Raw genomic sequence first — 11,860 nt, 5'->3', positions numbered from 1 at the left:
ATCAGGCCGCCTTGCTTTCGCCGCCGCCACCAGGGTTCATCATTTCCTGCTCGACGGCATCGATCGACGGACGCTCGTAAGCCGAAATGGTCTTGCGGCCGTATTCGAGCGCAACCTGCGGAACCGAGCCGTTCATGTAGGCAAGCAGCGTCTGTTTGACGATGATGTAGAGGCGGTTCTGCTTGTCGCGAACAGCCTTGATGTTGGCGATGACCGGGCTGGCGACGCAGTAGGACAGGAAGATGCCAAGCATGGTGCCGACGAGTGCGGCGGCGATCTTGCCGCCCAGCACTTCCGGGGATTCGGAGATGGCGCCCATGGCCTTGATAACGCCGAGAACGGCGGCGACGATGCCGATGGCCGGGAAGGCGTCGCTCATGGTGGTCAGCGCGTGATAGGGTTTCATCTTGTCATGGGTGATGGTGTTGATTTCCTCGTCCATCAACGCCTCGATCTCGTGGCTGCGGGCATTGCCGATGATGATGAGACGGACATAATCGCAGATGAAGGCTGTCAGTTCCTTGTTCTTCAGGACAGTTGGAGCCGACTGGAAGATCGAGGATTCGTCCGGATTGTCGATGTGGCTTTCGATCTCGTTGCGCGACTTGGTGCGCAGGTCGCGCATCAGGCTGTAGAGCACGCCCAGCGTATCCAGATAATTGCGCTCCTTCGGCACCTTGTGGGCAAAAGCCTCGCCCAGCGCCTTGCCGGTATCCTTGAGCGTTTTCATGGAGTTGGCCATGATGTAGCCGCCAATGCCGGCACCGCCGATGATGACAAGCTCGAAGGGCTGATTCAGGACCTCCATATGGCCGCCCATGGCAATGAAGCCGCCGAGGATACAGCCCAATGTCAAGAGGAGCCCGATGATGATGTTCATTTCGATACCTGCCGCAATGGTGGATTTTCGACGGTATCGTTAGGCCGTCAGCCTTGCGTGAGGCTGGCTGTTGGCCACTTTTGCGCGGCCTTGCAGGGAATCAGGTTCGCGCAAGCAACAACCGTCAGGTTTCCGTTCAACCGGCGCGCAATGCGTCTTTAAAATGGATGAACGGGGAAACGTCGTGACGACGACTTACACCAGCTACCAGATGATCGCAGGCAATCTCAGCAAGTCGCTGGAGCGGGTGTCCGAGCAGCCGGATGTGGCGCGCGAGACCGAATATTACCTCGCCAATATCGGCAACGTCAAAACCGTCGACGACTTCTTCGCCGATACGCGGCTCTATAATTACGCGATCAAGGCGCACGGCCTTGAGGACATGGGGTACGCCAAGGCGTTCATGCGCAAGGTTCTGACGGAAGGCGTCGATAAGGATGATGCGTTTGCCAAGCAGCTCACCGACAGCCGCTATTCGAGCCTGGTGGAATCGCTGAACTTTGCCCGCAACGGCACGGCGGCAACCTCTTTCGAGAAGGCCCAAAAGGGCGTGGCGGACAAATACATGCGCCAGACCCTGGAACAGACCGCAGGCGAAGACAATGCCGGCGTCCGGCTGGCGCTCTATTTCGAGCGCACTGCGCCGACCATTACCAGCGCCTTCGGATTGCTGGCCGACGACGCGCTGGCGCAGGTCACGCGCACCCTGCTGCAGATGCCGGACGAGTTTGCCGCTGCCGATATCGACAAGCAGGCAGCCGCCATCGACAAGGCAATCGATATCAAGGATTTCAAGGACCCGGCCAAACTGTCGAAACTGCTCGAACGGTTTACCGCTCTTTGGGAACTCAACAATTCTTCGGACCCTTATGACCCGCTGGCCGTGTTTGGCTCATCCAGCGGTTATGGCATTTCCTCCGATCTCCTCCTTTCCATCAATACACTGAAACTCGGGGGACGCTGAAATGCAGACCGGTCTCTATGTTGCCGTCTCTTCGCAGATGGCGCTTGAAAAACGCATGAACACGCTGGCCGACAATGTCGCCAATTCCAGTACCGTCGGCTTCCGCTCGACGGAAGTGAAATTCAATCAGGTGCTCGGTGACACGCGCCCGACGAAGGTGTCGTTCGTGTCCGAGGGCAAGGAATTTCTCAATACCAACAATGGTGGTCTGAGTCAGACGGGCAATCAGCTGGATTTCGCCGTCAAGGGGGACGCCTGGTTCCAGATTGAAACGCCCGGCGGCTTGGCGCTGACACGCGATGGCCGCTTCACAATGACGGAAACGGGCGACCTGGTCACGCTGCGCGGATACCCGGTTCTTGATGCAGGCGGCGCGCCGATCCAGCTCAACTCGCAAGCCAGTGAAATCAAGGTTGGTGCCGATGGCGCCATTCAGCAGGATGGAACCCAGGTTGCAGTGCTCGGGCTCTACGAAGCCAATTTCGCCAATGGCTTTGCCCGCCATGACAACAGCGCCGTAATTCCAAACTCCGCACCGGAGCCGGTTGTCGATCGGTTCGATGTCGGCGTGATGCAGGGCTATGTCGAGGAATCCAACGTCAACCCGGTTCAGGAAATGTCGCAGCTGATCATGGTATCGCGCGCCTTCGAAAATATCTCGGCGTTGATGCGCGACAGCGAAACGTCGCTGAGCGAAGCGATCAAGACACTCGGCGGCAGCAAGTAGCATTTCAGATTTTCGACAGGACCAACGCCACGCCCCGGTGCTTTTCCGGCATTGCGGCAGACGGCAGGAACCGGCATGCAGAACGACAAGATCCAGATCAGCAATTCGTCGACATCGCTTGCAGCGCTTGGCGGCCTCGTCGGGCGCTATTCCAATCCGGAATTCTCGATCGCACCCGGCGGCCACGTCCAGTCGATTTCGGCGGGATATTATACCGTCACCGGGCTGTCCCGGCATGTCCGCCTTGGCGATTTTGTAGCCCACAAGAGTTCAACCGGCGTCCATCTTGGCGAAGTCGTCAAGGTCGAGCAGGAAACAGTGGTTGTCTGCCCGATCGAACCGGGCGATCCGATCGGCATTCATGACACGGTGATCCGCAAGGGTGCCTTCCGCATTGCGCCGACGGAAAGTTGGTGCGGACGCACGATCAATTCGCTCGGTGAACCCATTGATGGACGCGGCCCCCTGCTGCAGGGCGATGTCCGTCGGCCGATCTCCAGTACTGCGCCGCCGTCGATGACCCGCAAGCGGGTCGAGCACGGATTTCGTACCGGTGTGCGGGCGATCGACATCTTTTCTCCGCTCTGCCTTGGCCAGCGTCTGGGCGTCTTCGCCGGTTCCGGTGTCGGCAAGTCGACCTTGCTGTCGATGCTGGCGCGTGCCGATGCGTTCGACAAGGTTGTCATTGCGCTGGTCGGCGAACGTGGCCGTGAAGTCCGCGAATTCATCGAGGATACGCTCGGCGAAAACCTGTCCAAGTCGGTCGCCGTAGTCGCGACCAGCGATGAAAGCCCGATGCTGCGCAAGATGGCGCCGCTGACGGCCATCACCATTGCCGAGCACTACCGCGACCAGGGCGACAACGTGCTTCTGATCGTCGACAGCGTCACCCGTTTTGCCCATGCCATCCGCGAAGTCGCCACCGCATCGGGCGAGCCGCCGATTGCCCGCGGCTACCCTGCGTCGGTCTTTACCGAGCTGCCGCGGCTGCTGGAGCGGGCAGGTCCGGGTGCGGAAGGGGCGGGGACGATCACCGCGATCATCTCGATCCTCGTCGACGGTGACAATCACAACGATCCGATCGCAGACTCGACCCGCGGTATTCTCGACGGCCATATTGTCATGGACCGCAGCCTTGCCGAGGAAGGGCGCTACCCGCCGGTCAATCCGCTTGCTTCCGTCTCGCGCCTGGCGCGAAAAGCCTGGACGCCGGATCAGGAAAAGCTTGTCGGGCGGCTGAAGTCGCTTATTCACCGCTTCGAGGAAACGCGCGATCTACGCCTGATCGGCGGTTACCGGCCGGGCAGTGATCCGGATCTGGACATGGCGATCAAGCAGGTCCCCGTCATCTACGACATTTTGAAACAGACACCCGGCGAGCGCCCGGCCTTCGATGCGTTCACCGACCTCGCCAATGCGCTGAAGGCGGCAGCCAACGCCGGTCAGGTCGGAAACATGCGGAGGGGATAGGTCATGATTGATTATGACGCCGATGAAATCGTGCCGCAGCGCAAGCGTAGCGAACGCACGCCGCTGATCGACAAGGCTTTGGGTGTGACGGGTGTTGCGCTCGCCGCGGCTGCCACATTCTTTCCCTGGTATGCCTTCCTGCACCAGGACAAGTTCTCGATGCCGGCACTTTGGCAGGGCAATACGCGCGATGTGCCGGGTCGCGAAGGCCCGGGCGGTTCCGCATCTCCGACAGCCATGTTGGAGCGCGATGCGGCGACACAGTCTGCCATCGACCAGCTGACGACTGCCACGGTCCCGAATTCTGAGGGGCCTAAAAAGCCCGGCGTCCAGGATGACCTGGAACAGCCATTCCCTTCTGCGACCAGCTTCAAGCTGATGCACGTTGCCAACGGTCGCGCATTGATCGAAGACAGCAACGGTATGTACATTGTCCGTATTGGCTCCGCACTTCCCGACAACAGCCGGCTTGCCACACTGGAGCAGCGCGACGGGCGCTGGGTGATGATCACTTCCAAGGGGGATGTTTTTCAGGCGGATTGATCTGACGATCAGGCTGATCAAACCTGTGATTCTTGATCATCGAGTATGATCCATGCTTTCCGGTCCTTTGACCGGAAATGGGCAAGGCCGTTCGCACTGCCGCTCCCGCCTCTTGTGCCGGGCAGGCCAATGCAGTGCCAAAAAGCATCACCTTGCAAAGCCTGCCGCCGCCGCGCTTCCAATACGCCATCCAATTCAGTCCCACGCAAGATTGCGTACCTAGGTTCTCCAGCAACAAGCATGGAGTCGCATGATGCAACCTATACAGCTTTTCGATCTCGCGTCCCGGCAGGCGCAATGGCTGGCAGTCCGCCAGAACGTCGTCGCCGGCAATGTCGCCAATGCCAACACGCCGCATTACGCAGCCAAGGACGTCAAGCCGTTCGAAAGCGTGATGCAGCAAACCGGCTTTCAGATGGCAGCCACCAATCCCGCGCACTTTACCGATGGCAGCAGCGCCGCGCAGGTGACGGAAACCAGCATGCTTGACGATGTCGAGGTTCAGCAGTCGGGCAACAGCGTCCGGCTGGAGAAGGAACTGATGAAAACCGGTGAAATCAAGCGCGACTATGAGCTCAATGCGGGGCTCGTAAAGGCGTTTCACCGGATGATGCTCATGACGGTACGGAAATAACGGCGATGGATCCTCTCGTTTCAGCTCTCAAGGTTTCGGCCTCCGGTCTCGAAGCGGAATCGACGCGCCTGCGCATCGTTTCCGAAAACATTGCCAACGCGCGCTCCAGCGGTGATGCGCCGGGCACAGATCCCTATCGCCGCAAGACGGTCAGTTTCGCAGCGGAAATCGATCGCGCCAGCGGCGCCTCCACCGTTGAAGTTCAGCGCCTGGGAACGGACGATTCCGACTTCTCCGTCGAATTCGATCCGGGCAACCCGGCAGCCGATGACAAGGGCATGGTCAAGATGCCGAACGTCAACGTGCTGATCGAAATGGCCGACATGCGGGAAGCAAACCGCTCCTACGAGGCCAATCTTCAGACAACGAAGCAGGCACGTGACCTGATCTCCGCAACAATCGACCTTCTCAGGGCATCACAATAATGATCGACGCAATCAAGACCATCAACGCGGCAATTTCGACCGTCAAGGACGCGACGTCCACGTCGAGCGCTTCGTCGGCCCAGAGCATTCTCGGTGGCGCGGCCACTGCTGGCAAGTCGCAGAGCTTTGCCGAGGTGATGGGCAACATGGCGACCGAGATGACCAACGGCTTGAGGCAGTCGGAAGTCAACTCGATCCAGGGCATCCGCGGCGAAGCCAATACCCGCGAAGTCATCGATTCCGTGATGAACGCCGAGCAGTCGCTGCAAACCGCCATCGCCATCCGGGACAAGGTCGTCAGCGCCTATCTCGAAATCGCACGCATGCCGATCTAAAGGAAAAATGTAATGAAGGCTCTTTCGATCGCCGCGACAGGCATGAATGCCCAGCAGCTGAACTTGGAAGTGATCGCGAACAATATCGCGAACATCAACACGACTGGCTACAAGCGCGCACGGGCCGAGTTCTCCGACCTTCTATATCAGACCGAGCGCGCCCAGGGCGTGCCGAACCGCGCCAACCAGGCGATCGTTCCGGAAGGCGCCATGATCGGTCTCGGCGTGCAGACGTCCGCCGTCCGCAATCTGCATCTGCAGGGCAGCCTGATCAGCACGGGCAACAGCCTGGATATGGCGCTGATCGGCCGCGGCTGGTTCCAGATCGAGACGCCGGATGGCGAGACGGCCTATACCCGCGCCGGCGCTTTCAACACCAATGCGGATGGCCAGCTCGTCACCATCGATGGCTATACGGTCGTTCCGGAAATCACTGTGCCGCAGAACGCCAGCGAAATTACCGTCAGTGCGTCCGGTGAAGTTTCAGTCCGTGTGGGTAACGACACCACGCCGACCGTGCTTGGCCAGCTGACGATCGCAAACTTCGTCAACGAGGCGGGCCTCGAGCCACAGGGCGACAATCTCTTCAAGCAGACGCCGGCTTCGGGCGAGGCCGTGATCGGCACTCCGGCCGATCCGGGTTATGCCCAGATCAAGCAGAAATACCTCGAAGCGTCGAACGTCGATCCGGTCAAGGAAATCACCGACCTGATCTCCGCTCAGCGCGCCTATGAAATGAACTCCAAGATCATCCAGGCCGCCGACGAAATGGCCGCGACGGTCAGCAAGAACCTGAGATAAAAGAGGGAGTGGCAAACATGACGTTTCGCCGGACTGCCAATCTGCCGCGGCTTAAGGCTGTCGCTACCTGCGGGAATTTGATTTTGCGGGTGCTGGGCGTCACTGGCGTCATGTGTGCCGGACTGCTGTCTTCGCAACCGGTTCTGGCCGAAAGGCGCATGGCGGTCATTCCGACCCAGACGATCTATCCTGGTGAAGTCATTGATGCCCATCGTTTGGAAGAGGTCGAGGTCACTAACCCGGCTCTGACCGGCGACTATGCGGTCTCGGCCGACCAGGTGACTGGCAAGGTGACGAGCCGCACCCTGCTTCAGGGGCGCGTCATTCTCGTCTCTGCATTGCGCGAGCCTTATGCGGTCGAGCGCGGAAAGGCGGTCCGGATCGTCTTTTCCAACGGCCCCCTCACGATCACAGCCGGCGGTGCGCCGCTGGAAAATGCCGCAGTCGGCGATCTGATCCGGGTGCGCAATACCGATTCCGGCATCATCGTCTCCGGAACGGTGATGGACGACGGTACAATTCACGTGGTGGCAAAATGATCTTTCGTTTCGGCAAATGGTGCCTGGCAATCGCTGCGGTTCTTTCGATGACGATCGCGCCGGCACAGGCCGCATCGCGCATCAAGGATATCGCCTCGTTACAGGCTGGCCGCGAAAACCAGCTGATCGGTTATGGCCTGGTGGTCGGACTTCAGGGTACCGGCGACAGCCTGCGCTCCGCGCCGTTTACCGCGCAATCCTTGCGCGCCATGCTGCAGAATCTCGGTATTTCGACACAGGACAACGAATCCCGTTCGAAGAACATTGCGGCGGTCCTGGTTACTGCCAACCTACCGCCTTTTGCCAGCCCCGGAAGCCGCATCGACGTGACGGTTGGGTCGCTTGGTGATTCCACATCGCTTCGCGGTGGCACGCTGGTCATGACGTCCCTTTCCGGCGCTGACGGTCAGATTTATGCGGTGGCGCAAGGATCGGTCGTCGTGACCGGTTTCAGTGCGCAGGGCGATGCCGCGTCCATAACGCAGGGTATCACCACATCCGGCCGCGTTCCGAACGGTGCGATCATCGAGCGTGAACTCCCAGCCAAATTCAAGGATGGGTTCAATCTTGTTCTGCAGTTGAGAAATCCGGACTTTTCGACTGCGGTCGGCATGGCGGCTGCCATCAATCGTTACGGCAAGACCCAATTCGGCGGTAGCATTGCCGAGGCTCGTGATTCCCAGGCCGTCGTCATCGACAAGCCGAAGATGGCTGATCTGTCCCGCCTGATGGCCGATATTGAGAATCTCGTTGTCGAGACCGATGTGCCTGCGCGCGTGGTCATCAATGAGCGAACCGGCACAATTGTCATCGGCCAGGACGTGCGGATCAATCAGGTCGCGGTCAGTTATGGAACATTGACAGTCCAGGTAACCGAAACGCCGACCGTCGTGCAGCCGGAACCATTCTCGCGCGGCCGTACCGAGATTGAGCCGAACACGACAATTCAGGCCTCCGAGGACGGTGGCACGGTGGCTATCCTCAACGGCTCCAACCTGCGTTCGCTCGTCTCCGGCCTCAATAGTATCGGGGTGAAGCCGGACGGCATCATCTCAATTCTCCAGGGCATCAAGACAGCGGGTGCCCTTCAGGCGGAGCTTGTCTTGCAATGATGACCCATCGTCTACCCAGCGTTTCCAGTGGCCTGCGCCGCCGCCTGATGATGATCGCCGCCGGCTGCACCATGTTGGCCATTCCCGGCGCGTTCGCTCAGGAGGTTGCCGCACCGGCCGCAGCTATTCCGGCCAATGGCGACGAGATCCAGCGGTTCTGCACCAACATCGCCGACGCGGCACGTGACCAGCGGTATCTTTTGCAGAAGAAGGATCTTGAGAAGCTGCAGTTCGAGATTGATGAACGCATCGCGACGCTCGAGAAGCGCCGCTCCGAATACGAGGACTGGCTGAAGCGCCGTAACGATTTTCTCAAGCAGGCGCAGATCGGTCTCGTCGGAATCTACAAGACAATGAAGGCGGATGCGGCGGCGGCCAAGCTGGAGCTTGTCAATCCCGGTGTCGCTGCGGCGATCATCATGTCGCTTCCACCGCGCCAGTCGAGCCTGATCCTAAGCGAAATGAGCAATGAGAAGGCAGCGGTCGTCACCAATGTCATCTCGAGCGCCACAGACCCGGATACATCGAAGGAACCGTCATGAGATATCCGATTTCGGTTCTTCTTGCCGCCAGCATGCTGGCAGGTTGCCAGAACCAGACATTCAACGAGATCGGCAGGGCTCCGGCCATGAGCCCGATCGGTAGCGGACTGCAATATGCGCAGACGCCGCAGATGGCGATGTATCCGAAGGAGCCGCGCCAGGTCATGAACGGCTATTCGCTCTGGAGCGATAATCAGTCGGCCCTGTTCAAGGATGCCCGCGCGCTGAAGGTCGGCGATATCCTGACTGTGGATATCCGCATCGACGACAAGGCCTCGTTCGACAACAAGACGGATCGAAGCCGCACCAATGACAGCGGTTTCAAAATCGGCGCCAATGGTAAGTCCCAGACGAGCGACTTTGGCTGGAATGGCGGGCTCGACTATGGCTCGAACACCAAGTCGAAGGGCGAGGGCACGACGGAGCGCTCCGAAAAGCTTGTCCTCCTGGTCGCAGCTGTCGTCACGGGCGTTCTCGAAAACGGCAATCTCCTGATCAGCGGTTCCCAGGAGGTCCGCGTCAACCACGAAATTCGCATTCTCAATGTCGCCGGCATCGTACGGCCCTACGACGTCGATGCGAAGAACATGATTTCCTACGAGAAGATTGCCGAGGCACGCATCTCCTATGGTGGGCGCGGCCGGTTGACCGAGGTTCAGCAACCGCCATGGGGCCAGCAGGTCATGGACATCGTTTCGCCGATCTGACGGCAGGCAGTGCCGCGTAAGCGCCAACTCTTGATGGATTTTGAAGATGGAAGAAGCCGATCTCGCCACTGGCGGCCCGAAGAAGTCGTCGCCGGTCATCATGATCGCCGCGCTTGCGGTTCTGACAATGATCGCCGGTGGCGGCGGCTGGCTGATCGGTGGCATGCTGGCGCCCAAACCGCTGACCGCCGAAGAGGCCAAGATCGTCGAGGACGCCAAGGCAGCAGTCGCCCTGAAAAACGCCGGCCAGAAACCCGAGGGCGAAGCCGGCAAGAAGGACGAAGGGTTGCCGAAGATCGCAACCGAGGCCAACGGCGTCGTGCAGCTTGACGCGATCACCACCAATCTTGCCTATCCGACCGAAAACTGGATCCGGCTTGAAGTTGCTCTTCTTTTCAAAGGTGCGCCCGACGTGGCGATGGCGGAACAGATACATCAGGACATCGCTGCCTACCTCAAAACTGTGTCACTGCAGCAGATACAAGGGCCACGCGGATTCCAGTATCTCAAGGATGACATCGAAGAACGGGTTGACCTTCGCTCCGAAGGGCGCGTAACCAATGTCATCTTCAGGACATTCGTTATTCAATGATTCGCTCATGATCCGGACTATCGCATTCATAGCCGCCATGGTGGCGATGTCAGGTATCGCGGGAGCGCAAGGCTTTCCCGCCGATATCCTCAACACGCCTATCGACGGCTCGGTGGCGTCGTGGATCATCCGCACATTCGGCCTTTTGACCGTCCTGTCGGTCGCGCCTGGCATTCTCATCATGGTGACGAGCTTTCCGCGCTTCGTCATTGCGTTTGCGATCCTGCGCACCGGCATGGGGCTCGCTACCACGCCGTCCAACATGATCATGGTCAGCCTTGCGCTGTTCATGACTTTCTATGTCATGGCGCCAACCTTCGACCGGGCCTGGCAGAATGGCGTCAATCCGCTGCTGCAGAACCAGATCACGGAAACGGAGGCGATGACGCGCATCTCGGAACCGTTCCGCGAATTCATGCTCGCAAACACCCGCGACAAGGATCTGCAACTGTTCATCGATATCGCCCAAGAGAAGGGGCAGACTGTCGTCGTCGGAGACAAGGTCGATCTGCGTGCCGTGGTGCCGGCCTTCATGATTTCGGAAATCAGGCGCGGGTTTGAGATCGGCTTTCTGATCATGCTGCCGTTCCTGGTGATCGACCTGATCGTTGCCACCATCACCATGGCCATGGGCATGATGATGCTGCCACCGACGTCGATCTCGTTGCCTTTCAAGATCCTCTTCTTCGTGCTCATCGACGGCTGGAACCTCCTGGTCGGCAGTTTGGTCCGATCGTTCAGCTGATCTCGCCGTCGTGGTTAACGTTTCGTCTCTTTTTTGAGATGGAAACGTCTTGGCGGAAATTTCCAACTAATTGAATTGTAACAATAATTTTTGATTGTCTGCGATCTTGGCTGCATGCGCGGACAACCGGTGCAGCGCGCATGTCCGCAGGGCATTTAAACATATCGCAACGTTTGCCTGCGACATTGCCCTCACATAACGGATTTGGATTTCCTGACCAACAGGGACCGAGTGGCATGATGCCGAGCCGTTATCACCGGTAAGTATTTAGTCCGGTATGTCCCCAATCTTGTATTTTGTATCTAGAGGGACAACCCCAATGACAAGCATCCTGACAAACTCTTCTGCAATGGCAGCACTCTCGACGCTGCGCTCCATCAGCTCCGACATGGAAACGACCCAGGGTCGTATTTCGTCCGGCCTGAAGGTTGGCACCGCTGCCGACAACTCCGCTTACTGGTCGATCGCAACGACCATGAAGTCGGACAACAAGGCTCTCTCCACGGTTCAGGACGCTCTCGGTCTCGGCGCTGCCAAGACAGACACTGCCTATACCGGTTTGAACGCAGCCATCGACGTTGTTTCCGAAATCAAGGCCAAGCTGGTTGCTGCTCGCGAACCGGGCGTTGACAAGCTGAAGATCAACAAGGAACTGACGGAACTGAAGAACCAGCTGGTTTCGACGGCGCAGTCGGCTTCCTTCTCCGGTGAAAACTGGCTCTACAACGACTCGACYGCTGCCCTYGGTACCAAGGAAATGGTCGGCTCCTTCACACGTGACGCTTCTGGCAACGTTGCGGTTGGCGTTCTGAAATTCGATGCTTCGACATCGGTTCTGATCGAC

At 58.9% G+C, this 11,860-nt stretch carries 15 protein-coding genes and 1 pseudogene; 15 read left to right on the top strand and 1 reads right to left on the bottom strand.

Translation table 11 applies throughout. The annotated features are described in order from the left end of the window. Nucleotide 1 precedes the first annotated feature (1 nt). Nucleotides 2-880: a flagellar motor stator protein MotA gene (gene motA / locus ASC96_RS00080; protein WP_060500206.1), complete on the bottom strand. Its 879-nt coding sequence runs from the start codon at nt 878-880 to the stop codon at nt 2-4. A gap of 184 nt (nt 881-1,064) precedes the next feature. Here motA and ASC96_RS00075 point away from each other — a divergent pair, with 184 nt between their 5' ends. The 15 genes and pseudogenes from ASC96_RS00075 to ASC96_RS00005 form a co-directional block, all read left to right on the top strand. Next, entirely contained in the window at nt 1,065-1,844 is a 780-nt protein-coding gene (locus ASC96_RS00075; protein ID WP_060501312.1) for a DUF1217 domain-containing protein, read from the top strand. Nucleotide 1,845: 1 nt separating this feature from the next. After that, nucleotides 1,846-2,571: a flagellar basal-body rod protein FlgF gene (flgF, locus tag ASC96_RS00070; RefSeq protein WP_060500205.1), complete on the top strand. Its 726-nt coding sequence runs from the start codon at nt 1,846-1,848 to the stop codon at nt 2,569-2,571. A gap of 75 nt (nt 2,572-2,646) precedes the next feature. Further along, nucleotides 2,647-4,041: a flagellar protein export ATPase FliI gene (gene fliI, locus ASC96_RS00065; protein ID WP_060500203.1), complete on the top strand. Its 1,395-nt coding sequence runs from the start codon at nt 2,647-2,649 to the stop codon at nt 4,039-4,041. Between the two features lie 3 nt (nt 4,042-4,044). Next, the gene (locus ASC96_RS00060) at nt 4,045-4,584 is read left to right on the top strand and encodes a hypothetical protein (RefSeq protein WP_060500201.1); all 540 of its coding nucleotides are present in this window, start codon (nt 4,045-4,047) and stop codon (nt 4,582-4,584) included. A gap of 253 nt (nt 4,585-4,837) precedes the next feature. Continuing rightward, nucleotides 4,838-5,218 carry a flagellar basal body rod protein FlgB gene (gene flgB, locus ASC96_RS00055; RefSeq protein WP_060501310.1) on the top strand — a complete coding sequence of 127 codons (381 nt, stop codon included), beginning with the start codon at nt 4,838-4,840 and terminating at the stop codon, nt 5,216-5,218. Nucleotides 5,219-5,223: 5 nt separating this feature from the next. Continuing rightward, nucleotides 5,224-5,643 (top strand): flagellar basal body rod protein FlgC, encoded by a 420-nt coding sequence (gene flgC, locus ASC96_RS00050; protein ID WP_060500199.1) that lies wholly within the window; start codon nt 5,224-5,226, stop codon nt 5,641-5,643. Beyond that, nucleotides 5,643-5,978, top strand: a complete 336-nt coding sequence (locus tag ASC96_RS00045) for a flagellar hook-basal body complex protein FliE (RefSeq protein ID WP_060500197.1) — start codon at nt 5,643-5,645, stop codon at nt 5,976-5,978. Before flgC ends, ASC96_RS00045 begins: the two co-directional genes overlap by 1 nt. Before the next feature lie 12 nt (nt 5,979-5,990). Beyond that, the gene (flgG, locus tag ASC96_RS00040; RefSeq protein WP_060500195.1) at nt 5,991-6,779 is read left to right on the top strand and encodes a flagellar basal-body rod protein FlgG; all 789 of its coding nucleotides are present in this window, start codon (nt 5,991-5,993) and stop codon (nt 6,777-6,779) included. A 110-nt stretch (nt 6,780-6,889) separates the two neighbouring features. Continuing rightward, nucleotides 6,890-7,318: a flagellar basal body P-ring formation chaperone FlgA gene (gene flgA / locus ASC96_RS00035; RefSeq protein WP_244481805.1), complete on the top strand. Its 429-nt coding sequence runs from the start codon at nt 6,890-6,892 to the stop codon at nt 7,316-7,318. Between the two features lie 47 nt (nt 7,319-7,365). Continuing rightward, nucleotides 7,366-8,430, top strand: a complete 1,065-nt coding sequence (locus ASC96_RS00030) for a flagellar basal body P-ring protein FlgI (protein ID WP_244481803.1) — start codon at nt 7,366-7,368, stop codon at nt 8,428-8,430. 47 nt (nt 8,431-8,477) lie between these two features. Then, nucleotides 8,478-8,972, top strand: coding sequence for a MotE family protein (locus ASC96_RS00025; RefSeq protein ID WP_244481802.1), 495 nt, complete (start codon nt 8,478-8,480; stop codon nt 8,970-8,972). After that, complete coding sequence (gene flgH / locus ASC96_RS00020; protein WP_060500189.1) at nt 8,969-9,679, top strand: flagellar basal body L-ring protein FlgH; 711 nt, start codon at nt 8,969-8,971, stop codon at nt 9,677-9,679. The genes ASC96_RS00025 and flgH overlap by 4 nt, the downstream gene beginning before the upstream one ends. 46 nt (nt 9,680-9,725) lie before the next feature. Then, nucleotides 9,726-10,271, top strand: a complete 546-nt coding sequence (locus ASC96_RS00015; protein ID WP_060500187.1) for a flagellar basal body-associated FliL family protein — start codon at nt 9,726-9,728, stop codon at nt 10,269-10,271. Between the two features lie 7 nt (nt 10,272-10,278). After that, nucleotides 10,279-11,016 (top strand): flagellar type III secretion system pore protein FliP, encoded by a 738-nt coding sequence (fliP, locus tag ASC96_RS00010; RefSeq protein WP_060500185.1) that lies wholly within the window; start codon nt 10,279-10,281, stop codon nt 11,014-11,016. Nucleotides 11,017-11,335: 319 nt separating this feature from the next. Then, nucleotides 11,336-11,860, top strand: a pseudogene (locus tag ASC96_RS00005) (flagellin); the annotation flags it as partial.

The sequence above is a fragment of the Rhizobium sp. Root1204 genome (assembly GCF_001424965.1).
Lineage (GTDB): Bacteria > Pseudomonadota > Alphaproteobacteria > Rhizobiales > Rhizobiaceae > Pararhizobium.
This window is presented reverse-complemented; position numbering and strand designations above follow the sequence as displayed.

Excerpts from the sequence above, each read along its gene's own strand:
- motA (WP_060500206.1), bottom strand. The coding sequence starts at position 880 with ATGAACATCATCATCGGGCTCCTCTTGACATTGGGCTGTATCCTCGGC.
- flgF (WP_060500205.1), top strand. The coding sequence starts at position 1,846 with ATGCAGACCGGTCTCTATGTTGCCGTCTCTTCGCAGATGGCGCTTGAA.
- fliI (WP_060500203.1), top strand. The coding sequence starts at position 2,647 with ATGCAGAACGACAAGATCCAGATCAGCAATTCGTCGACATCGCTTGCA.
- ASC96_RS00060 (WP_060500201.1), top strand. The coding sequence starts at position 4,045 with ATGATTGATTATGACGCCGATGAAATCGTGCCGCAGCGCAAGCGTAGC.
- flgB (WP_060501310.1), top strand. The coding sequence starts at position 4,838 with ATGCAACCTATACAGCTTTTCGATCTCGCGTCCCGGCAGGCGCAATGG.
- flgC (WP_060500199.1), top strand. The coding sequence starts at position 5,224 with ATGGATCCTCTCGTTTCAGCTCTCAAGGTTTCGGCCTCCGGTCTCGAA.
- ASC96_RS00045 (WP_060500197.1), top strand. The coding sequence starts at position 5,643 with ATGATCGACGCAATCAAGACCATCAACGCGGCAATTTCGACCGTCAAG.
- flgG (WP_060500195.1), top strand. The coding sequence starts at position 5,991 with ATGAAGGCTCTTTCGATCGCCGCGACAGGCATGAATGCCCAGCAGCTG.
- flgA (WP_244481805.1), top strand. The coding sequence starts at position 6,890 with ATGTGTGCCGGACTGCTGTCTTCGCAACCGGTTCTGGCCGAAAGGCGC.
- ASC96_RS00030 (WP_244481803.1), top strand. The coding sequence starts at position 7,366 with ATGACGATCGCGCCGGCACAGGCCGCATCGCGCATCAAGGATATCGCC.
- ASC96_RS00025 (WP_244481802.1), top strand. The coding sequence starts at position 8,478 with ATGATGATCGCCGCCGGCTGCACCATGTTGGCCATTCCCGGCGCGTTC.
- flgH (WP_060500189.1), top strand. The coding sequence starts at position 8,969 with ATGAGATATCCGATTTCGGTTCTTCTTGCCGCCAGCATGCTGGCAGGT.
- ASC96_RS00015 (WP_060500187.1), top strand. The coding sequence starts at position 9,726 with ATGGAAGAAGCCGATCTCGCCACTGGCGGCCCGAAGAAGTCGTCGCCG.
- fliP (WP_060500185.1), top strand. The coding sequence starts at position 10,279 with ATGATCCGGACTATCGCATTCATAGCCGCCATGGTGGCGATGTCAGGT.